Here is a 23,374-nt window from a genome sequence, read left to right as displayed (position 1 = left end):
TTAGCACTCCTGTCAAGAGAGTGCTAATGGTTTATAGAGTCTTTAACTATCTGATTTAATTGAATAATTCTGATGAATACTGCTTGGCTGTGAATGGGGCTAAATCATCAATCCCCTCACCTTTGCCTAGGGCCAATATGGCGGGTTTTGACCCTTCTTGGAGGGTATGTGCCAAGGCGCAGATAACGCCGCCCTTAGCGGTGCCATCAAGCTTGGTAACGATGATTCCAGTGAGACCTAAGGCTGTATGAAAAGCTCTTACTTGGCTTAAGCCATTCTGACCAGTATTGCCATCAAGTATGAGTAAAGTATGGTGTGGCGCGCCAGGAAGAGCCTTGCCAATGACCCGTTTGACCTTCTTGAGTTCTTCCATGAGATGGTCTTGAGTAGCAAGACGTCCAGCGGTATCAATAATCAAGATATCACTTTTGCGAGAGATCGCTGAATGGATAGCGTCATGAGCAACGGCAGCAGCATCACCACCTTCTTGAGTAATAACGTCCACGTGATTGCGACTACCCCATTCTTGCAATTGGTTGCGTGCGGCTGCTCTAAAGGTATCTCCTGCTGCCAGGAGAACGGATTTGTCCTGAGACTGAAAAAGCCTACAAAGTTTGCCAATAGTCGTTGTCTTACCAGCACCATTTACCCCTACTACCAACCATACCTCTGGGATATTGATCTGCTTGGATTCAAAGAGGGGATTTGGGGAGGGCTCTAATGCTTTTAGTAGTTCGCCGACTTCATCAATCATTAGTGCTTGTAGCTCTTCAGAACTAGAGGCTTTTTCTGATTTAGCTGCCTTACGAAGCTTACTCATCAATTGTTGGGTCGTAGGTAGACCCACATCACTTTGAATTAGTGATTCTTCTAAAGTATCAAACCAAGCCTCATCAGTTTTGCTTGATTTGAAAAGGGATCCGAGAGTTTTACGTAAGCCGAACATAATCGATACAATTTAAACCTTGCATCTTATCAATTTAATTCTTGGGATATGGTGATTTAGCAGATGCGTTCTAATTTACTCCGAATTTCCTTTTTATTTCTTCTGTTTGCTCAATTATCTTGGGCTGCCAGCAGTAGTTCTGCCGATACACATGAATTCATGCTGAACAATGGATTGAAGCTCATTGTTCGAGAGGATCATCGCGCCCCTACTGTTGCCCACATGGTTTGGTATCGGGCAGGCTCAATGGATGAGGTCAACGGCAAAACCGGTGTGGCCCATGTACTTGAACATATGATGTTTAAGGGCACTCATAAAGTGAAGGCGGGAGAGTTCTCTAAATTAGTAGCGGCTGTTGGTGGGCGCGAGAATGCGTTTACTTCACGCGATTACACAGCTTATTTTCAGCAAGTTGAAAAATCGAAGTTAGATGAAGTGATTAGACTTGAAGCAGACCGAATGTCTAATCTCAATTTCGATGATGCAGAGTTCTTAAAAGAAATTCAGGTCGTGATGGAAGAGCGTCGTTTACGTACCGAAGATAATCCTAGTAGCCTTTTAAACGAATCACTCATGGCTACTGCTTATATGAGTTCGCCTTATCGTCATCCAGTAATCGGCTGGATGAATGATTTGCAAAATATGAAACCTGCCGATGCGCGTGATTGGTACCGCAGTTGGTACTCACCAAATAATGCAACCGTAGTTATTAGCGGTGATGTAGACCCTAAGCAAATTCTCAAAGTCGTAGAAAAGTATTACGGCGCCATTACTGCGCATGAATTGCCAGTTCGTAAGCCTCAGATTGAGCCAGCGCAAAAGGGAGTGAAGCAAGTGCAGGTGAAGGCGCCAGCCGATAGCTCCCAATTGGCTATGGCGTGGAAGGTACCGCGCCTAGAGCCTGGCAAGCTTGATGATCCGGAGCCTTATGCTCTTGAGCTACTAACGGCTGTACTCGATGGTTATGACAATGCTCGTTTAAATAGAACCTTGGTTAAACAAGAAAAAGTGGTGAACGATGTTGGTGTTGGGTACGACATGATTTCTCGTGGACCAGAACTATTTCTCATTAGTGTTGCTGTGGCAAAGGGAAAGACTGTTAACCAGGCCCAAGCAAGTATTCGCAAGGCTTTAGATGAGTTGAAGCAAAAGGGAATTTTAGAGTCTGAACTCAAGCGTATTAAGGTACGCATTCTGTCCGACCAAATTTATAAGCGCGATTCCATCTTTGGTCAGGCAATGGAAATTGGCACTACCGAGATGGCCGGATTTTCATGGCGGGATATTGATTACATGCTAGAGAAAATGCAAACCATTACTCCAGAGCAAGTTCAGGCAGTTGCCAAAAAATATTTAATTGATGAGGGATTAACCATTGGTGTTCTTGATCCCCAAGCGCGTAAATCTCAAGAAGTCAGTAAGGAGGGTAAATAATGAATACCCTCAAGAGAAGTATTTCAGCTTGCCTGCTGAGTTTAGGTTGCCTTAGCGTCGCTCATGCTATTTTGCCGATTGAGAAGCTGGATAGTTTTAAGGGTTCTCAAGGCTATTTAGTTCAAACCAAGACACTTCCGATGGTCGATATTGAAGTCAGTATTGACGCGGGTGATCGCTATGACCCAGCTAGTAAGAGTGGTTTAGCGGATATGGCGGCTAGTCTCATGAATTACGGAGTTCGGGGTGATCAAGGCCTCTTAAGTGAAGCTCAGATTGCAGATGAGATTGCTGATTTAGGAGCCAATATTGGCTTATCGGTTGGTGGTGAGCGTGCTATTTTGCGTATCCGCAGCTTAAGCAGAAAAGATCTACGTGATCGAGCTGTGAGATTGGCGGCGGCAATGCTGAGTGCCCCTACTTATGATGTAAAAATTCTTGAGCGTGAAAAGCAGAGGACGATTACTAATTTACTTGAAGCAGAAACAAAGCCTGAGTTTGTCTTAGACCGCCGTTTTACAAAGTCTGTATATGGTGATTACCCGCTTGGAAATGCACCGACAGTCAAAACGGTTGCGGCAGTTAGCGCAAATGATTTGATCCAATTTCATAAGCAGTTTTATCGTAGCGATCGCATGATTGTGAGTATTGTGGGTGATGTCGATCGAGCACGGGCTGATGAAATTATGCAAACTCTGCTGCAAAAGATTCCACAGTCTGGTGCCCCGATTGCGAGGTTGCCAGAACTACAGCGCTCACCAGTGGAGCCTTTGGCGCAAAGAGAAATTCAGATCCCTTTTGATTCTCAGCAAGCGCACATTGCAATGGGCATGACGGCAGTCACTCGCAGTAACCCTGATTACTTTCCGCTTTTAGTGGGTAATTACGTATTGGGCGGCGGAGGATTTGTATCCCGCTTAATGGCAGAGGTGCGCGAGAAGCGTGGACTTGCCTACAGCGTTTCTAGTTACTTCATTCCTGGCAAAGATACCGGTATTTTCCGGGCGGGCCTGCAAACTAAGAGTGATCAAGCTGCAATGGCTCTTGAGGTCATGAGTTCAACCATTGCAAAATTTATTGCTGATGGCCCAACGCCATCTGAACTGCTTGCTGCTAAATCCAACTTAGTGAATGGCTATCCATTGCGTATCGATAACAATCGTAAATTATTAGACAACGTGTCATCTATTGCATGGAACGAGTTACCGCTTGATACGATGGAGATTTGGACTAAACAAGTAGAGGCAGTTACTTTAGAGCAAGTGACGGCAGCTTTCCAAAAATATCTTGCAATGGATCGCATGAAGATTGTGGTGTTAGGAGCAAAAAATAAATAAGCCTCAGTCTCTTAAGGCAGAGCCCCCCAAAAAAGTACGCATTATTGGGGGTGTGTGGAGAAGTCGTTTATTAACAGTTCTGGATTTGCCAGGCCTGCGTCCTACTACAGACCGTATTCGTGAGACTTTATTTAATTGGCTTGGCCAAGATTTAACGGGTTTACATTGCATCGATTTATTCGCTGGCACAGGTGCCTTGGGATTTGAAGCAGCCTCTCGTGGTGCTGATGCAGTGGTGTTATTGGAAAAAGATAAAAAAGCCCATGCAAGCTTATTGAGCAATTTTTCTTTGCTACAGTCTTCACCAGTTCCTGGTAAGGTGGAAATTTTGCACAGAGATAGCCTCGAGTATCTAAAACAACAAGCAGATCACTCAAGTAATTTAATTTTTATCGACCCCCCTTTTCAAGATTCGGGCTTATTCGATCGATCTGTAGTTGAGGCTGCCCGAATTTGTGATGACTCTCGCGGAGGGGGAATTTATGTCGAATTTCCATCGAATCGTCCCCGTGAGGAGATAGAGGCCCTATTGCCAGACTGGCATTGTGGGAAATACTTAGAGGCGGGCCAAGTAAAAGCTTGTCTATTTCGGGCCGGAAAGGGCTAAACTCTTGCCTGTAGCTGATAAAGCCTTAGGAGATTTATGACTGTCGCTGTATACCCAGGAACATTTGATCCCTTTACTCGTGGTCACGAGGATTTGGTGCGTCGCGCATCCAGTATTTTTGATGAGCTCATTGTGGGCGTTGCTTCTAGCCGCAGCAAGCACCCCTTCTTTTCCTTAGAAGAGCGTCTCGATATTGCCACTGAAGTTCTCAGTCATTACTCCAATGTCAAAGTGGTTGGCTTTGACGGCTTGTTAAAAGATTTTGCTCGTGAACACAATGCTCGTGTAATTGTTCGTGGTCTACGCGCAGTTTCTGATTTTGAATATGAATTCCAGATGGCTGGTATGAACCGCTATCTATTGCCCGATGTAGAGACTTTATTCTTAACGCCCTCCGATCAGTATCAATTTATTTCTGGCACCTTTGTTCGTGAAATTGCATCTATGGGCGGCGATGTTAGTAAGTTTGTATTTCCATCTGTTGAAAAGTGGTTGGCTAAAAAGATGGCGAGCAATAGCCAGGCTAAAAAGTAAGGCTAGCGAGTAATCATGGCCCTAATGATTACAGACGAATGCATCAACTGTGATGTGTGCGAACCTGAATGCCCCAATGATGCAATTTATATGGGGCTTGAGATTTACGAGATCAATCCTGATAAATGTACGGAATGTGTGGGGCATTACGATGCACCTCAATGTCGTCAGGTCTGCCCTGTAGACTGCATCCCATTTAATCCTCAATACACTGAATCTCAAGAGCAGTTAATGGCAAAGTACAAGCTCATTACTGCAAGTAAAAAAGCAAATACTGCTTAGCCCTTAGAGTGCAGCTCCAGCATGGCAGTTTGAGTGTCACCCTTCATAAAGAGCGGCAAAATTTGCAGGCTATTTTCAATACTGCTATCGATCAGTTTTTGTTCCGCTAATTGCGGTCTACGCAATACATAATCTGCGACATCCATGACACGGCCCTCGCCAGCGACATCTCTTGGGTGACCAATGCCTAAGCGAAGACGCCAGTAATCTGGAGTACCTAGGTGCGCTTGAATATCTTTTAAGCCATTGTGGCCACCAGTGCCGCCACCCAATTTAATTCGGGCAGTTCCAGGTTTGAGATCAAGCTCATCTTGAACAACCAGAATGTCTACTGGCGTAAGCTTATGAAAGCGATAGAGTGCACCGACTGCTTGGCCGCTAAGGTTCATATAGGTGCTGGGCTTGAGTAGAAAAAGATCTTCTCCTTCCCATTTTGCCTTTGCAACTTTCCCATGAAAGCGTTTTTCAGACTCAAAACGAGCGTTTAATTGTTTTGCTAGGGCGTCGACAAACCAGAAGCCGGCGTTATGCCGATCTTCTTCATGCTCGTCTCCTGGGTTGCCAAGGCCAACAATTAATTTAGTCATGATGGGAGTTTAAGGTCTTACTGGTATTTCTACAAAAAGGAAAAAAGAAAGCCCGCTTGCGCGGGCTTCTCTTTGCAAAGAATGCAGCTTAAATGAATTAAGCCTTATCTTTAGCATCAGCAGCAGGAGCGGCAGCTGGGGCTGCAGCGGCTGCAGGAGCAGCTTCTTCAGTCTCAACGGCTTTCACAGCTGGGATACGTGCGTTTGCAAGCACTGGGTTTTCTTGTTCAACATGCAATACCAAGGAAACACCTTTTGGCAATGTTAAATCTTTCGCATGAACAGAGTGACCTACTTCAATTTTGCTCAAATCCACTTCAATGAACTCTGGTAAGTCTGCTGGTAAGCAAGAAATTTCCAAGTCATTCAGGATGTGGCTGATAACAGCGCCTTGCAGTTTCACGGCTGCTGAAGTTTCAGCGTTAGTGAAGTGCAATGGAACGCGCATGTGAACTTTCTCAGTCGCTGATACGCGCTGGAAGTCAATGTGCAATACCAATGGCTTGAATGGATGCATTTGGTAATCACGCAACAACACTTTTTGTGTTTTTCCGCCGATTTCCAAATCCAGAATGGATGAGTGAAATGCTTCTTTACGGAGCGCATGAAACAGTGCGTTGTGGTCTAACTCAATAACAGCGGCTGGATCTTTACTACCGTAAACGATTCCCGGAGTTTTTCCGGAATTGCGCAGACGGCGGCTCGCACCCGTTCCCTGTACGCTTCTTTCAAAGGCTACAACTTTCATATTAAATTCCCTAATTAAGGTTAATTTCCGTTCGCGACCAAACAGAAAAGCCTTTGATTATATCGTGGGAAAGAGGATTTTTGCCTATAAACGCTTGAAAAGGGCCTCAGAACTGCCAAAAAACGGGGTAAAACGCTGTTTTTTAGTTTATTCAGCAAACATCGACATAACCGAGTCACCCTTGCTAATACGGGAAAGGGTTTCAGCCAGGATGGGGGCAACGCTTAATTGACGTATTTTGGCCACTTTTGTGGCTTCTGGGGTCAAAGGAATGGTGTCAGTAACCACGAGCTCATCTAGTTCCGAGGCTGCGATACGGGCTACTGCGCCGCCAGATAGAACTGCATGGGTACAGTAGGCAGTAACACCCTTAGCACCACGCTCTTTAAGAGCCTCAGCAGCTTTGCAGAGGGTTCCACCGGTATCAATGATGTCATCCATGATGACACAATGACGGCCTTCTACTTCACCGATCAAATGCATGACTTCAGACACGTTTGCCTTAGGGCGACGTTTATCAATAATTGCTAAATCAGTACCAAGTTGCTTAGCCATAGCGCGAGCGCGTACAACGCCCCCAATATCTGGAGAGACGATGATGAGATCTTTTTGAGTCTTCTGGGCCTCTAAGTCAGCCAAGAGAACTGGTGAGGCGTAAATATTGTCTACTGGGATATCAAAGAAACCTTGAATTTGGTCTGCATGTAAATCCATTGTCAGAACACGTTCAATACCAGCAACGGATTGAAGCATATTGGCGACGATACGCGCAGAGATTGCAACACGTGCAGAACGTGGGCGACGGTCTTGGCGGGCATAACCAAAGTACGGAATGACTGCAGTAATGCGACCAGCTGATGCGCGCTTGAGAGCATCAATCATGATCATGAGTTCCATCAAACTATCGTTTGTTGGCGCACAGGTAGATTGAATGACGACAACGTTTTTACCGCGGACATTCTCTTGAATTTCTACTTGAATCTCACCATCTGAGAAGCGGCCTACGAAGGCTTTTCCCATTGTTAGATGAAGTTCTTTGGCAACAGCCTCAGCCAAAATTGGATTTGCGTTGCCTGTGAATAGGGTCAGTAAATCTGAGTGGGTAGAGGCAGTCATAGGATCAAGGGCTTTGTCGGGTCAAAAGGTTATCTTTATCGTTTCTACAGTATTTGGCAGGGGAAGAAGGATTCGAACCTTCGCATGCTGGAATCAAAATCCAGTGCCTTAACCAGCTTGGCGATTCCCCTACAGGTCAATCTGAAGAAATCAAATTGTAAGCGGGATTCTTATTTAAGCCCCGAACAATCCGACCTACCCATCCTTTTGGAAGATTTTGTAAAAGATTCTCAAGTTTCGCGGTATTGGTCTTAGGGTCTAAGACGGCAAAAACGCTACTTCCAGAACCGGACATGCGGGGCTCAGAGCCCGATACTGCCTGGCTAATCCAATCCAAAGCTTGCTTCACTTCAGGACAAATCCGCACCGCTACTGCCTGACAATCGTTTGATAAATCCGACCATGGCGATGCAAGAAAGCCATCAATTGTAATCTGAGCATGATCTCGGGTCAAACCCGAGTCTTGAAAAATGCTTGCTGTGGTGATGCCTTGCTTAGGAAAAATCACCAAAAAATCACGATTTTCTAGCTCAAGTCCTCGGATTTTTTCACCAATTCCTTCTACAAATGCATTTTGCCCATGAATAAAAAAGGGCACATCGGCGCCAAGCTGGAGCCCTAACTGGGCTAAAGTTTCTTTATCAAGTTGCAGTTTCCAGAGCGCATTGAGCCCGATCAAGGTAGTTGCTGCATCTGATGATCCACCACCTAAGCCAGCACCCATCGGAATTTCTTTCTGTAGTTCGATTTCAACGCCACCATCAAGCTGGCAAAATTCTTTTAATAACTTTGCAGCGCGGACCACTAAATCTTGTTCTGGTGGTACCCCGGGTATTGGGTTAACACGTCGTACTTCATTTTGCGGGATAGCTTTTAGGGTGATGGTGTCACACCAGTCAATGAGTTGAAAAACAGATTGAAGCAGGTGATACCCATCTGAACGACGTCCAATAATATGTAAAAAAAGATTGAGCTTTGCTGGCGAGCGCAGCACCAAAATATCTTTACTCATTCGGGTGATCGAATACCAAACGAATATCAATCGACCCAATGTTGGAGCTGCGGGTCATTGTCAGTTTATCGAGACGCTTCTTATTGCCCCAGGTGTAAACCAAGTCCCAGCCATCCTGACTAATTTTGTTGACTTGACCTTGAGCATTGCGATCGACGCTAGCTTCACTACCAGGTCTCACTTCACCTCTTAACCAATTAGATAAACCCCGTGCAGGTAGCGGTAGTCCTAATGTGTTTTGAATCAATGTATCTGCATCAATCGCGGTGACTACTTGACCATCACGTTCTAGTGTTGCTTCGCCTGGGTTAATCGTAATCTTGGCAATGGAGCCGCCAACTGGATTCCGAATTTCCAAGGTATCTTTGAGCGCATCTTGGGTTAAGGTAAAACCGCCAGAGCCACCTTGATTTTGAGACTCGGTAAGCCCAATCACTTTTACAGCAAAGCGACCATCCCATGTACCCTGAGGAGCTTGATCTGGGGTAGACCACTCGGGCTTAAAGCGCTTTAAAGTTTCTTTGAGGGTGGCATTATTAGCATCCAATTTTTGTCCCTGGCGCCATATTTCTTCAGCCTCTGGGCGGCGGCCCATGACCCACAAGACCTCGCCAGTATGTGCCGCAATATCAGCCTCTGGTTTCATTGTGAATGCTTGCTGTAATTGTTCTAAGGCTAAGGCATTTTTACCGAGTCTAAAGTTCACCCATCCCAAGCTATCTAAGATAAAACTATCTTTCGGTGATATCTGATGCGCTTTGCTAATTAATGCAAATGCTTCAGGAAGTTTGACATTACGATCAGCTAGCGAATAGCCAAGTGCATTTAAAGAATTTGCATCATTGGGATACTTGCGCAAAATCTCACGCAAGGTTTGCTCCATGATATCCATGCGCCCCACTTTTTCTGCCGACATGGCATAGGTGTACAGAAGACCGGGCGCCTTTGGCGGCACTTTGACGGTGGATGCAATTTCATAGAAGGCTCGCAAGGCTTCATTCTCATCTTTAGCTTTGGCAAGAAGTGCTTGCAGTTGCAACAAGGTATTTTCTTGCTGCGCAGGGTTTTGTTGTTTGAGTAAAGCAATTGCTGGCTTAATAGCATCTGACCAACGGTTGTTTAAAACAAGAAGAGTGATGAGCACTTCCTTGGGCTTGGTTTCAGAGGCTGGTGATAATTCATCCCAAGTTTTTGCAGCCTGAAGAGCTAAATCAGGCGAGCCACCACCGATAGCGATTTCCATTGCTCTTTGAGCTAGGCGCGGATCTTTGTATTGACGAGCCATCTCCAGGTAGGTGTTGTAGGCAAGTCCTGCTTCTCCCCTTTGTAGGGCAATTTCCGAGGCAAGAACTTCAAATACAGCTTCTCCAGTCTTTAGGCCATCGGTTTGTGCGCTGGCTTGGCTTGAAAAGACTGCCCCGCTTGATAGGGCTAAAAGGAATAAGCCCTGCAAAAGGGGCTTGCGCGTAAATTGGCTCATGAGCACATTCTAATCTGCGAATCTACAATCCATTTATGCCCGAACTTCCAGAAGTAGAAGTCACCAGATTAGGAATTGCCCCCCATCTTGAGGGGCGCAAGGTAAGTGCCGTCAAAGTGCTGGATGGGCGCTTGCGTTGGCCTGTGCCCAGTAATTTGCCAAAGCTTCTCTCCGGGCAGAAGGTTCGGTCGATTGCCAGGCGCGGTAAATATCTCCTTCTGGAAATGGATACGGGCCACTTGTTAATCCATTTAGGCATGACTGGTACTTTGCGGGTTTTACCAAGTTCGGATCCTTTGAAATTGCATGATCGAGTCACTTTTGAATTCGGCAAGCTGAGTTTACGTTTGCACGACCCGAGAAAATTTGGCGCAGTGTTATGGCACGCCAACACAAAAGGCCCCCTCGAGAAAAATATACTTCTACAAAAATTGGGTGTTGAACCTTTTTCAGAAGAGTTTGCTGGCGAGCTTGGCGCAGATGTTCTTTATAGAAACTCACGCAAACGTAGTGTGGCTGTTAAACAATTTTTACTGGCAGGCCAAGCTGTAGTCGGTGTCGGAAATATTTATTGTTCAGAAAGTTTATTTGAGGCCGGCATTCATCCTGCAAAGGCAGCTGGTAAGTTAACTCGCCCACAATGCTCTCGTTTGGCAAATGCCGTAAGACTGATTTTAAAAAAAGCCATTGCTGCTGGTGGAAGTAGTTTGAAAGATTTTGTCAATAGCGAAGGTGACCCCGGCCATTTCATGGTGCAAACCAAGGTCTATGACCGCAAGGGCTTGCCATGCAAGCTTTGTAAAACGCCGATAGCGCAACTTGTTCAGGGGCAGCGCTCCACTTATTTCTGTCCCCAATGTCAAAAACGCTAATCAATACTTTTTCCAAAAAATTACTTACTTGGCATGCGGCTAGCGGTCGCTCAGGTTTGCCCTGGCAGGGTAATCGTGATCCATATGCAGTTTGGGTTTCTGAAATCATGTTGCAGCAAACCCAAGTAGCTACAGTGCTAGAACGCTATCCCCGTTTTATGAAACGCTTTCCGACAGTGAAAAAATTGGCTGCGGCTGATATTGATGAGGTGTTGGCTGAATGGGCGGGATTAGGCTATTACTCTCGTGCTAGAAACTTACATGCTTGCGCGAAACAGGTGATGCATGATTTTTCTGGAAAGTTTCCGCACGATCCTTTATTGCTTGAGCAGTTAAAAGGCATTGGCCGATCAACGGCGGGTGCAATTGCTGCTTTTGCTTTTCATGAGAGGGCGCCAATACTCGACGCAAATGTCAAAAGAATTTTGGCGCGCTTATTTGCAATTGAGGGTGCTGTACAAGATAAAGCAGTAAATGATCGTCTCTGGAAATTAGCACAAGATTTGTTACCAAATCAACCTAAAGATATGCCGGTATACACACAAGCCTTAATGGACTTTGGTGCTACTTGGTGTACTGCCCGCAAGCCAGTATGTATCAGTGCAGACAAAAAGTGCCCATTTGCAAAAGATTGTCAGGCGAACTTAAGCAATCAGGTTCTAGCTCTTCCCCAAAAAACAGTAAAAGCAAAGTCACCGGAGTTTGATTGCGATATGTTATTGATCAGATCTGGAAACTTTGTTCTATTGCAAAAGCGACCTAGCAAGGCGATTTGGGGTGGTTTGTGGTCTTTGCCCGAATCGCCCTGGAGACCAAGGTCTGAGAAGGGTCATCAGACTGCCCATGGCTCTAAAGAACTCCTGGCGATCACTTTGCCAGGGGAAAATATTGCTGACTTGGCTAAATCGATTAGGGGGTTAAAGTCTGGCAATCGAATCAAACACGTCTTTACCCATCGTCGTTTATGGATGCAGATTTGGGAAGCGAATGCATCAAAAGCCTTAGCGTTTTTCAGCCCAAACTTGAAATGGGTGCCCCTTGCTCAGTTGGGGAGATATGGTTTACCGCAACCTATTAAGATTTTGCTGCAGGGCTTGAGTCTAGTTCGCGGTGACGATCTAAAAAATTAATCTGTAGGGCGCCTAGATCTTTTTGTGCCCGGAAGTGCTCGATAATTCTGTTGACCAAATATACAGAGCGATGTTGTCCACCAGTACACCCAATGGCGACCGTTAGATAGCTACGACCGTCTGCAATGTAGTGTGGCAACCACTTATCGATGAACTGAATGATGTCAGTTTCCATGCTGACTACTTCAGCAATTTTTTCTAAAAACTCTTGAACAGGTTTATCTTTGCCGGTCAGTGGTCTTAGGTCTTTGTCGTAGTGTGGATTAGGCAAGCAGCGCACATCAAATACCAGATCTGCTTCGCTAGGAACCCCTCTTTTGAAGCCAAAGGATTCAAAAATGACGGTCAGTCCGACTGGTTTGTCTTTGAGAAGATCCTGTATCCACGACCGTAGAGCATGGGCTGGTAGGTTACTGGTGTCAATACTATGCGCTTGCGTGCGAAGTGGCTCTAGTAGGCTGCGCTCCTTATCAATTGCTTCAATCAGGGTGGCAGATTGAGTCTGCTGGCTATTGGTTGAGAGAGGGTGGCGTCTGCGAGTTTCTGAAAAGCGCTGTACTAAGGTATTGGTGTCAGCATTTAAGAAAACAACCCTCACTTGATGGTTGCGACCTAAGTTCTCCAAAATTGAAGGTAGCTCGGCAATTGATTCACCTCGACGTGCATCAATAGCAACGGCTACACGCTCACTATTTTCCTTTTCGAGGGTAGCGATGAGGCTCTCAAGGAGAGAGACAGGTAGATTATCAACACAGTCATACCCTGCATCTTCAAAAGCCCTCAGGGCGACTGATTTACCTGAGCCAGAGATTCCGGTAATCAGATTAATTTGCATAGCTTAGAGCAAGCGCCCTTGAGATTTAATGGAATCTGATTCAGCATTCATTTGCATACGCTGACGCTCAATAAATTCCTTTAAGGTATCGATACCGCGCAATTGTAAGATCGTGTTGCGTACAGCAGCCTCAACTAGTACTGCTAAGTTACGTCCTGCGGCCACTTGAATTTTTACAGTACGAACAGGAATGCCCAATACATCGATGTGTTGAGTTTCTAGAGGTAGTCTTTCAAACTCCCCATCAGTTCTGCGAACCAGTTGAACAATCAGGCGGAGTTTTAGCTTACGACGTACTGCAGTTTCACCAAAGATGGTGCGAATATCCAATAAGCCTAAGCCACGGACCTCAAGCAAGTTACGCAAGATGACCGGGCAGCGGCCTTCAATGTAGTCTGGCCCTAGTCGTGCGAAGTCAACAGCATCATCCGCCACTAAACCATGGCCACGAGAAATCAGCTCCAAGCCCAATTCACTTTTACCTAAACCTGAATCCCCGGTCAGCAATACACCCAATCCTAAGATGTCCATAAAGACACCATGCATAGTGATTTGGGGTGCGCCAATTTTGGTGAGGTAGGTGCGCAGGTGATCAATTACCTCAGCTGCTGAAATATGAGTTGTAAATAAAGGGGTTGAAGAGCGTTGGCAAAACAGCTGTAAGTCCGCATCTACTGCTTTACCGTCGGCTACGATCACGCAAGGAGGTGTCTTGGAGATAAGGCTGGCGATTTGCTCTTGTTTTTGTTTGGGCTCTAGCGCTGCATGATAGTCAACCTCCTGCTCACCAAAAATCTGAATACGGCTTGGGTGAATCAGATTTAAGTGGCCTACCAAGTCCGAGGTGGCTGCAGCTGCTTTTACTGCTTCGCTCGGGAAGGTGCGATCTGCACCTTCAAGTCCACCGATCCAGGAAAGCTTGAGATCTGAAACATTGTCATCAAAAATCTGCTGTGCAGTCACTCCCTCGAGCAGCAAAGGCTGTGTCATTTCGTTGCGTCCCACTGTTGTAATAGTTCACATACTTTTACCGGATCACTTGCGGAGGATAGAAATTGACGAGTATCAGTATCAGATAACAGTTGTGCAATAGAAGAAAGAATCTCTAAATGTTGTTGAGTGGCTTTTTCAGGAACTAGTAAAAAAATGAGAATCGATACTGGCTCACCATCAGGCGCCGCAAACTCAATCGGATTTTTAAGTTTGATGAAAGCAGCGCATGGCTGCTTAAGACCCTTAACGCGGCCATGTGGAATTGCAACGCCTGCACCAAGTGCGGTGGATCCTAAATCTTCACGTGCATTTAGGAACCCCACTACGGAAGCTGCATCGATATCTACTTTTTTGCAGAAGAGTTCCCCGGCCGCTGCAAATGCATCAGCTCTGCTGGTAGCAGGGTTATCTAATGCAATGCAGTCAGGGGTAAAAAGATTAGTCAGGGCATTCATTGGAGTTGATTATAGGTGTCCTGACAAAAGGGATTACTCAAATCGCTTGTCGTGATGATGATCCTGGATCTTTTCTTTGTGTTTGACAACTTGACGCTCTAGCTTATCGACTACGGCGTCCATGGCGTGATAGAGGTCGGCATTGTGGGCTTCAGCAAATAAATCCTTGCCTTTAAGGTGAATAGTAATTTCGGCGCTCTGACGAAGTTCCTTTTCTTTGGCGTTATCCACTATCAGAAAGGCGGAGGCATCTATTACGTGGTCAAAGTGCTTGCGAATTTTGGCCATTCCAGCTTCTAGGTGTGTGCGCATGGCTGGGGTTACTTCCAGATGGCGGCTATTAATTTTCAAATTCATCAGCATCTCCTCTTATATACGCGTGCGCATGATCATGCCTGGGGTGCGCAGCAAGCCCCTGAAATCGTTTGAGCAGTATTTTTGGAAAGGACCTTCATGAACCTCCAGCGTATCAGCGAATTTGCGGAAAACCAAGAGGGGAAGACATTTTTATTAATTAAACGGCCCGGAAGGCCGCCCAGCTTACATCCTGAAGTTTTCGCCTAGATAGACTCTACGAACGGCGTCGTTTTGGATGATTTGGTCAGGCTTACCTTCAGCCAGAACGCTACCTTCGCTAATAATGTAGGCATGGTCACAAATACCAAGGGTTTCCCGAACGTTGTGGTCTGTAATGAGAACCCCGATTTGGCGGTCTCTCAAAAAGCGCACAATACGCTGAATTTCCCCAACAGCAATAGGGTCAACACCAGCAAATGGCTCATCCAACAAGATGAATTTAGGTTGGGTAGCCAGGGCTCTAGCTATCTCAACCCTGCGGCGTTCACCACCTGAAAGTGAAAGGGCTGGGTTATTGCGAAGATGGCTAATTTGTAACTCGCCCAAGAGTTCATCAAGGCGTTTTGCAATTTCAGCTTTAGTGAGTGGCTTGCCACCTTGCACCTGAAGTTCAAGCACTGCTTGGATATTCTCAGCAACATTCAGTTTTCTGAAGACTGAAGCTTCTTGCGGCAGATAAGACAAGCCCATACGAGCACGTTCATGAATAGGTAAATGAGTGATGTCTGCCCCATCCAAAACAATATTGCCACCATCAAGCGGCACTAGCCCAACAATCATGTAAAACGAAGTTGTTTTACCGGCTCCATTGGGTCCAAGCAAGCCAACTACTTCACCGGACTTTACTTCTACAGAAACATCGCGAACTACCGTCCGCGAGCCGTAACGTTTTTGTAGGTGGTGTGCACTCAGAGTTGCTGAGTTATTGGTTTGCGCTAAATCCGTTGTCATTTCTCTAATGTAGCTTTTCGTCTTGGTGAAAGGATTGCTCTAGCTAAAGGCAGATCCTCCGGCTTTGCATCTGGTGGGGGTGTAACCCGATAGTACTGCTTTATATCGTCATACTCAATTTTCCAGCCTCGCAGTTGATCAAGCATTTGCATATTGAGTAAGCGCTTAAGGTCAGCGTTGCCTGTCAGGGTAAGCACTTCAGTTTTAGCGTTGTAGATAACCTGAGTTGCAACTCCTTGCATAAACTCATCTGCGGGTCCTTCACGACGTTGTCTAAAGCTAGCAGTCTTTTCAGGGGTGCCTTTGACATCAATAAACTCATAACCTTCGGGGTCCATCTGAATGCGGCCATCCTCACCAGTTACCAGCATGCTCCCTTTAATCAGCAGCACCTGACCATTGAGATCATAGATTTGTTTGACATCATTTACAGATACTTTTTCTGCTTCAAGAATGATGGGTTTATCTTGATCTGCTTTTTCTGCTTGGACAAATCCCATTAGACCTAGGCTAAGTAAAACTACCAAGGTAGTTGAGTAAAGAGCACGTGCGTTCATTTACTGATTTCCTCGCGGGGCTCGTTCAATGCGTCCTTTAACTTGACCAGAGAGAGTCATACTTTGCTCAATATTATTAAATATCCCACCTTCAGTAGAGTGCATCACAGACATGCCTTGCTCAAGCGTAATGGGTCTATTGGTCTCGATAATGTCATCATTAATCAGCACCTTGAAATAGCTTGAAGATGCCAGCATTCGGGGCGATGCAGGCTCGACGGCTGTTGCAGCTTGCGCTGGTCGAAAGATAGATGCGTTATCAATGAGATCCAAAATAGTCAGATCGCCATCAAGGTGGCCGGTATCCGCTTTAACAGTTACAGGCGCTTTATTCGGTTGAAAGAGTCGCAGGCGAGGGGCCAGAATATCAATCGAAGCATCATCGTCATAGTGCGTTACTTTTTTACCCAAGATTCGATACTTAGTATTACCAAGCTCATTTAATGCAGACAGAGCGCCATCATTGATGATGTAATCGGGCTCATGCAGTCTTACGCGCTCAAGTGTAGGTTTTTCTGGTGGGGTATTTTTTCGGACCAACCAAAAGGTCGCCAGAGTGAGGGCGCCCATCAGAATCAATGGCATGAGTCGCAATAGCGTGCGCCCAATACCAAGCTTGATTGTTTGAGGATTTAATTGCATTACTTAGTTGCGGGCTTTATTAAGTAGTTCTTCGTAGCGGTTTTGCGCCTTCAGAATGAGATCGCATACCTCTCGAACAGCGCTATTACCCCCGAGATTATTGGTTACAAAATGCGCATATTCTTTCACCGCTTCATGGCCTTGTGCAGGACAAATCTTGAAGCCAGCATTTTTCATCATTTGTAAATCTGGCCAGTCATCGCCCATGACGGCGCAATCTGATGGGGAAAGGCCTAATGATTTAACAACCTGATCAAGGGCAATGGCTTTGTTTTCTACGCCCATATGTACATGTTTGATACCCAACTCTTCGCAACGCGCTAATACCATTTTGGAATTTCTGCCGGTAATGATGGCAGTCAGTATTCCGCATTGCTCTAGTAATTTAATTCCTAAACCATCTTGAATATCAAATGCTTTGAGCGACTCTTTGCCGTCACTTCCAATCCATACTTGGCCATTGGTTAAAACACCATCGACATCTAAAACCAACAGCTTGACCTTGCTTGCGCGTTCCCAGGCTTGTGGATACTCAGTCAGAGGATTGGTGTTGTGCGGATTAAAAGCGCTAGGCATGAAATTAAATGAGATAAAGAATTAAATAACTTTTGCTGCAAATAAATCATGCAGGTTGAGTGCGCCTAATAGTTGACCATGGCTATCAGTCACCACTAAATGATTGATGCGATGTTTTTCCATCATCTCAATAGCTTCTTCTGCAAGCAGTGTGGCTGGGATGGTGCGCGGGCCAGGTGTGGTGGCATCCTTTAGGGTAATACTATCCAGGTTAGTTTTCTTTTCGAGCAGGCGACGGAGATCGCCATCAGTCAAAATGCCAAATACTTTTTTATCTTTGTCTAAGACAACTACCATACCCATGCGTTTGGCAGTCATCTCAAGTAAGGCAGCTTGTAAAGAAGCTTCAACAGAAATCTTAGGCGTGTCATCAAAGCTACGCATTACTTCACTCACATGCATGAGTTGTTTGCGACCAAGCCTGCCACCCGGATGTGAGCGAATGAAATCTTCCGCTTCAAAACCTCGTGCATCTAATAAGGCAACTGCTAATGCATCGCCCATAGCTAACGCAGCAGTAGTACTAGATGTTGGAGCAAGATTGAGTGGGCAAGCTTCTTTTTCAACGCTAGTGTCGAGGTGCGCATCTGCCAACTTCGCAAGAGAGGAATTTGGTGCACCAGTTAAGGCAATCAGTTTTGCGCCTGTGCGCTTGACGATTGGTACAATGGTCAATAGCTCATCAGTCTCACCCGAATTGGAGAGGGCTACAAAAACATCATCTCTGGTCACCATTCCCAAATCACCGTGGCTGGCTTCAGCTGGGTGGACAAAAAAAGCAGGGGAACCAGTGGAGGCAAAGGTAGCTGCAATTTTGCGGGCAATGTGACCTGATTTACCGATTCCAGAAACCACGATTCTGCCTTTACAGCCATGCAGTAGATCAACCGCAAGGACTAAGGCATCAGCATTAGCGCCTTCAAGGCGGTCGCGCATCGTTTGCAGTGCAGCAGCCTCAATAGTGAGGGTGTCGCGCGCAAGCTTTAGGGTTCGTTCACGAGTCTTAGCTATCATCGAGTAAGTATATGCCGTCAGTCCTTCAGTTAACTCTCATTCTCTTAGCCTCTGGTGTGGCCGGAGTGGTTATTTTCCGCTATTTTGGCTTACCCCCTATTTTGGGCTATTTAGCCATTGGCGTCCTGATTGGGCCCCATGCCCTAGGTCTAGCGAGCGATTCAGCCACAGTGAAGTATTTGGCTGAATTTGGGGTGGTTTTCTTAATGTTCTCGATTGGCCTGGAATTTAACCTCAATAAGCTGAGGGCAATGCGCAAGATCGTATTTGGTCTCGGTGGCAGCCAAGTGATTCTCACCATGCTCTTGGCAGTTCCAGCTAGCCTTCTGATGAATTGGATTTATCCCATTTCGTGGCATGCTGCGATTGCTTTGGGTGGTGCATTGGCAATGTCCTCAACCGCGATCGTGACTAAATTGATTTCTGATCGTGCAGAACTGGAGACAGAGCATGGTCGGAATGTCGTTGGTATTTTGTTATTCCAAGATTTAGCAGTCGTCTTCTTATTAATCCTACTGCCATCACTTGGAAAAAATCCTACAGACTTATTTGTTGCATTAACTGCTGCATCCATCAAGATCACGATTGCATTAGTGCTGATTTTCTTTATCGGCCAATCGCTTATGAGTCACTGGTTTAAGTTGGTGGCTAAGTTACGTTCCCAAGAATTATTCATGCTCAACCTTTTGTTAATTGTCTTGGGTATGGCAGGACTGACTGAGCACTTTGGATTATCTTTGGCGCTCGGCGCATTCTTGGCAGGCATGTTGATTTCTGAAACACCCTATCGTCATCAGGTGGAAGAGGACGTCAAACCTTTCCGCGATGTTTTACTTGGCCTGTTCTTTATAACGATTGGCATGCTCCTGGATTTCAATGTCATTCAAGAGCAGTGGTTACTTGTTTTGGCATTACTCATTGGCCCTTTAGTGTTTAAATTTTGCTTAATCACTTTGCTCTCTAAGGCCTTTGGATCAAGCCTTGGTATCTCGATTAGAACAGGACTGTGTTTGGCTCAAGCCGGTGAATTTGGTTTTGTTTTGCTCACCCAAATTGATGGTCTAGATTTAATTGATCCAATCTTAAGTCAAGCAGTATTAGCGGCAATGCTCATTTCCATGTTCTGTGCACCTTTCTTAATTGAGTACAGTGATCGCATTGCAATGCGCTTCTCTAGTAATGAATGGTTATTACAATCATTGGCTTTGACGCGTGTTGCAGCTAAGAGTGTGCGCAATGAAAACCATGTAGTGATTTGCGGATTTGGCCGTTCAGGTCAAAGTTTGGCGCGCATGCTCGACCAAGAGAAGATTCCTTATATTGCTTTGGATTTGGATCCTGATCGAGTGAAAGAGGCTGCTGCAGCTGGTGATAACGTTGTGTATGGCGATGCTAGTCGTGAGAACTATTTGATTGCTGCGGGTCTCTCTAGAGCAAAAGCGGTTGTGATTACTTATGCTGATACTGCCGCGAGTTTGCGGGTGTTGAGACTGGTTGAACAGTTGCGTCCAGGAATGACAGTTCTGGTCCGCACAAGAGATGATGCCGATATTGCAAAATTACAGGCTGCAGGGGCCACCGAGGTGATTCCTGAGCTCATTGAGGGTAGCCTGATGATTGCCTCCCATGTATTGCTAATTATGGGTGTGCCAATGCGCAAAGTCGTTCGAAGAATTACTACCGCACGTGAAGAGCGTTATAGCCTGTTAAGAGGATATTTCCGAGGCTCGGCTGATGATGATTTTGGGTCTAATGAGTCCTGGCGCTTACATTCGATTACTTTGCTACCGCACTCCCAGGCGGTAGGCAAAACCTTAGGTGAACTCGCTCTTGAGAATGAGGGCGTAAGCGTTCAAGCTGTGCGTCGCAAAGAGGTAAATTCTGATTATGTGAAATTGCCGCTAAGCCCTGAGTTAAGACTTGAGGCAAACGATATTTTGGTGGTCTCAGGTAATTCAGAAGCAACTGATTTAGCAGAAGCCAAACTACTCTGAGATTAATCAGCCACCTCTATTAAGCTTACTTTTTCTTTTTAGCGACAACAGTTTTGCGAGTCAATAATGGTGCCAAGTAGTGGCCGGTAAAACTAGCCTCTTTTTTGGCGACATCCTCTGGAGTTCCAGTGGCAATAATTTGGCCTCCCCCAGCACCGCCCTTAGGGCCTAGATCAATAATCCAGTCAGCAGTCTTAATGACATCTAGGTTGTGCTCAATGATGACAATCGTATTACCTTGTTTCTTCAGAGTTTGAATCACAGTCAGTAATAACTGAATATCGTGGAAATGTAAGCCAGTCGTTGGTTCATCCAAGATATAAAGGGTTCTGCCAGTGTCTCTCTTAGAGAGCTCAAGAGAAAGTTTGACGCGTTGTGCTTCACCACCGGATAGGGTGGTAGCGCTTTGTCCAAGTTTTACATAGCCCAAACCAACATCAAGAAGTGTTTTCAGTTTGCGCTTCACAACTGGAACGGCTTCGAAGAATTCATGAGCTTGCTCGATAGTCATCGACAGTACTTCATGAATATTCTTGCCCTTGTAGCGAATGTCCAAAGTTTCCCGGTTATAACGTTTGCCGTGACAAACATCGCAAGGCACATAAACATCTGGCAAGAAATGCATTTCTACTTTGAGTACGCCATCACCTTCACAAGAGTCGCAACGACCACCCTTAACGTTAAAAGAGAAGCGACCTGCTTCATAGCCTCTCTCACGTGCCGCCGGAACACCAGCAAAAAGTTCTCTAATCGGAGTAAATAGACCCGTGTAGGTGGCTGGATTAGAGCGCGGTGTTCTGCCGATCGGTGATTGATCAACACTAATCACTTTGTCGAAATGCTCTAGACCCTTCATAGAGTCATGTGCTGCAGGCTCTGCATTAGAGCCATAGAGATGCTGTGCAACTGCATGATGCAGGGTATCGTTAATTAAGGTGGACTTACCGGAACCTGAAACACCTGTGACACAAGTAAGCAGTCCTACCGGAATCTTGGCGTGTACTGATTGCAAATTATTACCACGTGCACCAATGATTTCTAGAAATCGATCATTTACCGGAATGCGTTTCTCTGGAACTGCAATCGCTTCACGGCCAGCAAGATAGGCGCCAGTTAAAGACTTTGGATTTGCCTCTACTTCTGCAGGGGTTCCTTGAGCAACAATCTCACCACCATGTACACCTGCACCAGGACCGATATCAATTACCCAGTCAGAGGCGCGGATCATGTCTTCGTCATGCTCAACAACTAAGACACTATTACCTAAATCCCGTAGGTGCTTGAGTGTTCCAATTAAACGATCGTTATCGCGCTGATGCAGTCCAATTGAAGGTTCATCTAAGACGTACATAACACCGGTTAAGCCAGAGCCAATCTGGCTTGCAAGGCGAATACGTTGTGCCTCACCACCAGAAAGAGTGTCAGCGCTGCGCTCTAGAGAAAGGTAGTCAAGTCCAACATCGTTCAAGAAGCGCAGGCGCGCACTAATTTCTTTAACAATTTTGTCGGCGATTTCTCGCTTAGCACCCTTAAGTTCGAGAGCTTCAAAATATTCTTTAGCTTCTTTTAATGGCAATGCACTAATTTCATAAATCGCGCGAGATTGTTTCTTCTCACCCACTTTGACAAAGCGAGCCTCTTTACGCAAGCGACTGCCATTACATTCAGGACAGGTTTGTACATTCTGATAGCGTGAGAGTTCTTCTCGCACTGTCATAGAGTCAGTTTCACGATAGCGACGTTCAAAGTTTGCGACGATGCCTTCAAAAGCATGTTCACGAATACTATTTTTGCCGCGTTCATTGATGTACTCAAAGGGAATGGTCACATCACCAGAGCCCAATAAGACAAGATCTTGTTGTTTCTTGGAAAGCGTTTCAAATGGCTTCTCAACATCAAAGCCGCCATGTTTTGCAAGGGTTTGCAGCAATTTGAAATAGAACTGATTGCGGCGATCCCAACCTTTGATAGCACCTGAGGCCAGTGATAAATCAGGGTGAGCAACGATGCGTTTAGGGTCAAAGAAGGATTGATGTCCAAGACCATCACAAGACGGGCAAGCGCCCATCGGGTTGTTAAATGAGAAGAGGCGTGGCTCTAGTTCCTGCAGGGAGTATGAGCAAACTGGGCAAGCAAATTTACTTGAGAAAATCATTTCTTTGCTAGTGCCCATATCGACAATCATGGCTTTGCCATCCGCCAAGCGCAGCGCTGTCTCAAATGACTCTGCAAGACGTTGCTGAATATCGGGACGCACTTTAATGCGATCCACTACCACTTCAATTGAATGCTTATCGTTTTTCTTGAGCGTTGGTAGTTGATCTACTTCAAATATTTCTGCTTTAGCGGCATTCGCGGTACCGCCGCCGGAGCGCACTCGAAAGCGTACAAAGCCTTGTGCCTGCAGGTCTTGAAAGAGATCGACGAATTCGCCTTTGCGCTCGCTCACGACAGGAGCAAGAATCATTAACTTCGTATCTTCTGGCATTGACAGCACGGTATCGACCATTTGAGAAACACTTTGTGCCTCGAGTGGAAGATCATGGTCTGGGCAATGTGGTGTACCTGCGCGTGCAAATAAGAGACGTAGGTAGTCATGAATTTCAGTAACGGTACCTACGGTTGAGCGTGGGTTGTGGCTAGTTGCTTTTTGCTCAATCGAGATTGCTGGCGATAGACCTTCGATCGTATCAACGTCTGGCTTTTCCATGAGTTGCAAAAACTGGCGGGCATAGGCAGAAAGAGACTCTACATAGCGACGTTGACCTTCTGCATACAGGGTGTCAAAAGCTAAGGAGCTTTTGCCTGATCCAGATAAGCCAGTCAGGACTACCAGTTTCTCTCTAGGGATATCTAGATTGATGTTTTTCAGGTTGTGGGTGCGGGCACCGCGGATCTTAATTTCGTTATTCATG

24 protein-coding genes and 1 tRNA gene are annotated in these 23,374 nt (G+C 45.8%); 8 read left to right on the top strand and 17 right to left on the bottom strand.

Annotated features, from left to right (window positions below; genetic code table 11):
* Nucleotides 1-55: 55 nt before the first annotated feature.
* Nucleotides 56-946 (bottom strand): signal recognition particle-docking protein FtsY, encoded by an 891-nt coding sequence (gene ftsY, locus B6A14_RS01105; protein WP_087908634.1) that lies wholly within the window; start codon nucleotides 944-946, stop codon nucleotides 56-58.
* A 63-nt stretch (nucleotides 947-1,009) separates the two neighbouring features.
* On the opposite strand from ftsY, the gene B6A14_RS01100 reads away from it, so the two are divergent.
* Genes B6A14_RS01100 through B6A14_RS01080 form a run of 5 tightly spaced genes read left to right on the top strand, consistent with a single transcriptional unit; the run spans nucleotide 1,010 to nucleotide 5,140 of the window.
* Entirely contained in the window at nucleotides 1,010-2,380 is a 1,371-nt protein-coding gene (locus B6A14_RS01100; protein ID WP_087908633.1) for a M16 family metallopeptidase, read from the top strand.
* Nucleotides 2,380-3,717 carry a M16 family metallopeptidase gene (locus tag B6A14_RS01095; protein ID WP_087908632.1) on the top strand — a complete coding sequence of 446 codons (1,338 nt, stop codon included), beginning with the start codon at nucleotides 2,380-2,382 and terminating at the stop codon, nucleotides 3,715-3,717. Before B6A14_RS01100 ends, B6A14_RS01095 begins: the two co-directional genes overlap by 1 nt.
* On the top strand, nucleotides 3,710-4,324 hold the full coding sequence (rsmD, locus tag B6A14_RS01090; protein WP_087908631.1) for a 16S rRNA (guanine(966)-N(2))-methyltransferase RsmD: 615 nt from the start codon (nucleotides 3,710-3,712) through the stop codon (nucleotides 4,322-4,324). Before B6A14_RS01095 ends, rsmD begins: the two co-directional genes overlap by 8 nt.
* A 36-nt stretch (nucleotides 4,325-4,360) precedes the next feature.
* Nucleotides 4,361-4,858 (top strand): pantetheine-phosphate adenylyltransferase, encoded by a 498-nt coding sequence (gene coaD / locus B6A14_RS01085; protein ID WP_087908630.1) that lies wholly within the window; start codon nucleotides 4,361-4,363, stop codon nucleotides 4,856-4,858.
* Between the two features lie 15 nt (nucleotides 4,859-4,873).
* Nucleotides 4,874-5,140 carry a YfhL family 4Fe-4S dicluster ferredoxin gene (locus tag B6A14_RS01080; RefSeq protein ID WP_087908629.1) on the top strand — a complete coding sequence of 89 codons (267 nt, stop codon included), beginning with the start codon at nucleotides 4,874-4,876 and terminating at the stop codon, nucleotides 5,138-5,140.
* On the opposite strand, the gene pth is transcribed toward B6A14_RS01080, so the two are convergent.
* The 6 genes from pth to B6A14_RS01050 form a co-directional block, all read right to left on the bottom strand.
* Nucleotides 5,137-5,727 carry an aminoacyl-tRNA hydrolase gene (pth, locus tag B6A14_RS01075; protein ID WP_087908628.1) on the bottom strand — a complete coding sequence of 197 codons (591 nt, stop codon included), beginning with the start codon at nucleotides 5,725-5,727 and terminating at the stop codon, nucleotides 5,137-5,139. The two genes, B6A14_RS01080 and pth, sit on opposite strands and share 4 nt — an antisense overlap.
* A 97-nt stretch (nucleotides 5,728-5,824) precedes the next feature.
* Nucleotides 5,825-6,475 (bottom strand): 50S ribosomal protein L25/general stress protein Ctc, encoded by a 651-nt coding sequence (locus B6A14_RS01070; RefSeq protein ID WP_087908627.1) that lies wholly within the window; start codon nucleotides 6,473-6,475, stop codon nucleotides 5,825-5,827.
* Between the two features lie 147 nt (nucleotides 6,476-6,622).
* Nucleotides 6,623-7,591 carry a ribose-phosphate pyrophosphokinase gene (locus tag B6A14_RS01065; RefSeq protein WP_087908626.1) on the bottom strand — a complete coding sequence of 323 codons (969 nt, stop codon included), beginning with the start codon at nucleotides 7,589-7,591 and terminating at the stop codon, nucleotides 6,623-6,625.
* Between the two features lie 54 nt (nucleotides 7,592-7,645).
* Nucleotides 7,646-7,722, bottom strand: a tRNA-Gln gene (locus tag B6A14_RS01060).
* Between the two features lie 5 nt (nucleotides 7,723-7,727).
* Nucleotides 7,728-8,603: a 4-(cytidine 5'-diphospho)-2-C-methyl-D-erythritol kinase gene (gene ispE / locus B6A14_RS01055; protein WP_236635585.1), complete on the bottom strand. Its 876-nt coding sequence runs from the start codon at nucleotides 8,601-8,603 to the stop codon at nucleotides 7,728-7,730.
* The gene (locus B6A14_RS01050) at nucleotides 8,596-10,083 is read right to left on the bottom strand and encodes a lipoprotein insertase outer membrane protein LolB (protein ID WP_087908625.1); all 1,488 of its coding nucleotides are present in this window, start codon (nucleotides 10,081-10,083) and stop codon (nucleotides 8,596-8,598) included. The genes ispE and B6A14_RS01050 overlap by 8 nt, the downstream gene beginning before the upstream one ends.
* Before the next feature lie 35 nt (nucleotides 10,084-10,118).
* On the opposite strand from B6A14_RS01050, the gene mutM reads away from it, so the two are divergent.
* Together mutM and mutY are read left to right on the top strand one after the other, a co-directional pair.
* A complete protein-coding gene (mutM, locus tag B6A14_RS01045; RefSeq protein WP_087908624.1) occupies nucleotides 10,119-10,955 on the top strand; it encodes a bifunctional DNA-formamidopyrimidine glycosylase/DNA-(apurinic or apyrimidinic site) lyase in 837 nt (278 codons plus the stop codon).
* Nucleotides 10,940-12,085, top strand: coding sequence for an A/G-specific adenine glycosylase (mutY, locus tag B6A14_RS01040; RefSeq protein WP_087908623.1), 1,146 nt, complete (start codon nucleotides 10,940-10,942; stop codon nucleotides 12,083-12,085). The genes mutM and mutY overlap by 16 nt, the downstream gene beginning before the upstream one ends.
* Here mutY and rapZ read toward each other — a convergent pair.
* From rapZ to B6A14_RS00995, 9 genes are all read right to left on the bottom strand, one after another.
* Nucleotides 12,030-12,920 (bottom strand): RNase adapter RapZ, encoded by an 891-nt coding sequence (gene rapZ, locus B6A14_RS01035; RefSeq protein WP_087908622.1) that lies wholly within the window; start codon nucleotides 12,918-12,920, stop codon nucleotides 12,030-12,032. The two genes, mutY and rapZ, sit on opposite strands and share 56 nt — an antisense overlap.
* 3 nt (nucleotides 12,921-12,923) lie before the next feature.
* Nucleotides 12,924-13,910 (bottom strand): HPr(Ser) kinase/phosphatase, encoded by a 987-nt coding sequence (gene hprK, locus B6A14_RS01030; RefSeq protein WP_087908621.1) that lies wholly within the window; start codon nucleotides 13,908-13,910, stop codon nucleotides 12,924-12,926.
* Nucleotides 13,907-14,368 (bottom strand): PTS sugar transporter subunit IIA, encoded by a 462-nt coding sequence (locus B6A14_RS01025; protein ID WP_087908620.1) that lies wholly within the window; start codon nucleotides 14,366-14,368, stop codon nucleotides 13,907-13,909. Before B6A14_RS01025 ends, hprK begins: the two co-directional genes overlap by 4 nt.
* Before the next feature lie 33 nt (nucleotides 14,369-14,401).
* Nucleotides 14,402-14,725 carry a ribosome hibernation-promoting factor, HPF/YfiA family gene (gene hpf / locus B6A14_RS01020; RefSeq protein ID WP_087908888.1) on the bottom strand — a complete coding sequence of 108 codons (324 nt, stop codon included), beginning with the start codon at nucleotides 14,723-14,725 and terminating at the stop codon, nucleotides 14,402-14,404.
* 183 nt (nucleotides 14,726-14,908) lie between these two features.
* A complete protein-coding gene (lptB, locus tag B6A14_RS01015) occupies nucleotides 14,909-15,676 on the bottom strand; it encodes an LPS export ABC transporter ATP-binding protein (protein ID WP_087908619.1) in 768 nt (255 codons plus the stop codon).
* The gene (locus tag B6A14_RS01010) at nucleotides 15,673-16,233 is read right to left on the bottom strand and encodes an LptA/OstA family protein (RefSeq protein ID WP_087908618.1); all 561 of its coding nucleotides are present in this window, start codon (nucleotides 16,231-16,233) and stop codon (nucleotides 15,673-15,675) included. The genes lptB and B6A14_RS01010 overlap by 4 nt, the downstream gene beginning before the upstream one ends.
* Nucleotides 16,234-16,875: an LPS export ABC transporter periplasmic protein LptC gene (lptC, locus tag B6A14_RS01005; RefSeq protein WP_087908617.1), complete on the bottom strand. Its 642-nt coding sequence runs from the start codon at nucleotides 16,873-16,875 to the stop codon at nucleotides 16,234-16,236.
* Nucleotides 16,876-16,878: 3 nt separating this feature from the next.
* Nucleotides 16,879-17,451, bottom strand: coding sequence for a KdsC family phosphatase (locus B6A14_RS01000; protein ID WP_087908616.1), 573 nt, complete (start codon nucleotides 17,449-17,451; stop codon nucleotides 16,879-16,881).
* A gap of 21 nt (nucleotides 17,452-17,472) precedes the next feature.
* A complete protein-coding gene (locus tag B6A14_RS00995; RefSeq protein ID WP_087908615.1) occupies nucleotides 17,473-18,465 on the bottom strand; it encodes a KpsF/GutQ family sugar-phosphate isomerase in 993 nt (330 codons plus the stop codon).
* Nucleotides 18,466-18,476: 11 nt separating this feature from the next.
* Between B6A14_RS00995 and B6A14_RS00990 the strand changes: the two genes are divergently transcribed.
* Nucleotides 18,477-20,459, top strand: coding sequence for a monovalent cation:proton antiporter family protein (locus B6A14_RS00990; RefSeq protein WP_087908614.1), 1,983 nt, complete (start codon nucleotides 18,477-18,479; stop codon nucleotides 20,457-20,459).
* Between the two features lie 25 nt (nucleotides 20,460-20,484).
* Here the strand turns inward: B6A14_RS00990 and uvrA are convergent, their stop codons facing one another.
* Nucleotides 20,485-23,373: an excinuclease ABC subunit UvrA gene (uvrA, locus tag B6A14_RS00985; RefSeq protein WP_087908613.1), complete on the bottom strand. Its 2,889-nt coding sequence runs from the start codon at nucleotides 23,371-23,373 to the stop codon at nucleotides 20,485-20,487.
* Nucleotide 23,374: the final 1 nt, after the last annotated feature.

It is taken from the genome of Polynucleobacter hirudinilacicola (assembly GCF_002192535.1).
GTDB lineage: Bacteria > Pseudomonadota > Gammaproteobacteria > Burkholderiales > Burkholderiaceae > Polynucleobacter > Polynucleobacter hirudinilacicola.
This window is presented reverse-complemented; position numbering and strand designations above follow the sequence as displayed.

Excerpts from the sequence above, each read along its gene's own strand:
- ftsY (WP_087908634.1), bottom strand. The coding sequence starts at position 946 with ATGTTCGGCTTACGTAAAACTCTCGGATCCCTTTTCAAATCAAGCAAA.
- B6A14_RS01100 (WP_087908633.1), top strand. The coding sequence starts at position 1,010 with ATGCGTTCTAATTTACTCCGAATTTCCTTTTTATTTCTTCTGTTTGCT.
- B6A14_RS01095 (WP_087908632.1), top strand. The coding sequence starts at position 2,380 with ATGAATACCCTCAAGAGAAGTATTTCAGCTTGCCTGCTGAGTTTAGGT.
- coaD (WP_087908630.1), top strand. The coding sequence starts at position 4,361 with ATGACTGTCGCTGTATACCCAGGAACATTTGATCCCTTTACTCGTGGT.
- B6A14_RS01080 (WP_087908629.1), top strand. The coding sequence starts at position 4,874 with ATGGCCCTAATGATTACAGACGAATGCATCAACTGTGATGTGTGCGAA.
- pth (WP_087908628.1), bottom strand. The coding sequence starts at position 5,727 with ATGACTAAATTAATTGTTGGCCTTGGCAACCCAGGAGACGAGCATGAA.
- B6A14_RS01070 (WP_087908627.1), bottom strand. The coding sequence starts at position 6,475 with ATGAAAGTTGTAGCCTTTGAAAGAAGCGTACAGGGAACGGGTGCGAGC.
- B6A14_RS01065 (WP_087908626.1), bottom strand. The coding sequence starts at position 7,591 with ATGACTGCCTCTACCCACTCAGATTTACTGACCCTATTCACAGGCAAC.
- ispE (WP_236635585.1), bottom strand. The coding sequence starts at position 8,603 with ATGAGTAAAGATATTTTGGTGCTGCGCTCGCCAGCAAAGCTCAATCTT.
- B6A14_RS01050 (WP_087908625.1), bottom strand. The coding sequence starts at position 10,083 with ATGAGCCAATTTACGCGCAAGCCCCTTTTGCAGGGCTTATTCCTTTTA.
- mutM (WP_087908624.1), top strand. The coding sequence starts at position 10,119 with ATGCCCGAACTTCCAGAAGTAGAAGTCACCAGATTAGGAATTGCCCCC.
- mutY (WP_087908623.1), top strand. The coding sequence starts at position 10,940 with ATGTCAAAAACGCTAATCAATACTTTTTCCAAAAAATTACTTACTTGG.
- rapZ (WP_087908622.1), bottom strand. The coding sequence starts at position 12,920 with ATGCAAATTAATCTGATTACCGGAATCTCTGGCTCAGGTAAATCAGTC.
- hprK (WP_087908621.1), bottom strand. The coding sequence starts at position 13,910 with ATGACACAGCCTTTGCTGCTCGAGGGAGTGACTGCACAGCAGATTTTT.
- B6A14_RS01025 (WP_087908620.1), bottom strand. The coding sequence starts at position 14,368 with ATGAATGCCCTGACTAATCTTTTTACCCCTGACTGCATTGCATTAGAT.
- hpf (WP_087908888.1), bottom strand. The coding sequence starts at position 14,725 with ATGAATTTGAAAATTAATAGCCGCCATCTGGAAGTAACCCCAGCCATG.
- lptB (WP_087908619.1), bottom strand. The coding sequence starts at position 15,676 with ATGACAACGGATTTAGCGCAAACCAATAACTCAGCAACTCTGAGTGCA.
- B6A14_RS01010 (WP_087908618.1), bottom strand. The coding sequence starts at position 16,233 with ATGAACGCACGTGCTCTTTACTCAACTACCTTGGTAGTTTTACTTAGC.
- lptC (WP_087908617.1), bottom strand. The coding sequence starts at position 16,875 with ATGCAATTAAATCCTCAAACAATCAAGCTTGGTATTGGGCGCACGCTA.
- B6A14_RS01000 (WP_087908616.1), bottom strand. The coding sequence starts at position 17,451 with ATGCCTAGCGCTTTTAATCCGCACAACACCAATCCTCTGACTGAGTAT.
- B6A14_RS00995 (WP_087908615.1), bottom strand. The coding sequence starts at position 18,465 with ATGATAGCTAAGACTCGTGAACGAACCCTAAAGCTTGCGCGCGACACC.
- B6A14_RS00990 (WP_087908614.1), top strand. The coding sequence starts at position 18,477 with ATGCCGTCAGTCCTTCAGTTAACTCTCATTCTCTTAGCCTCTGGTGTG.
- uvrA (WP_087908613.1), bottom strand. The coding sequence starts at position 23,373 with ATGAATAACGAAATTAAGATCCGCGGTGCCCGCACCCACAACCTGAAA.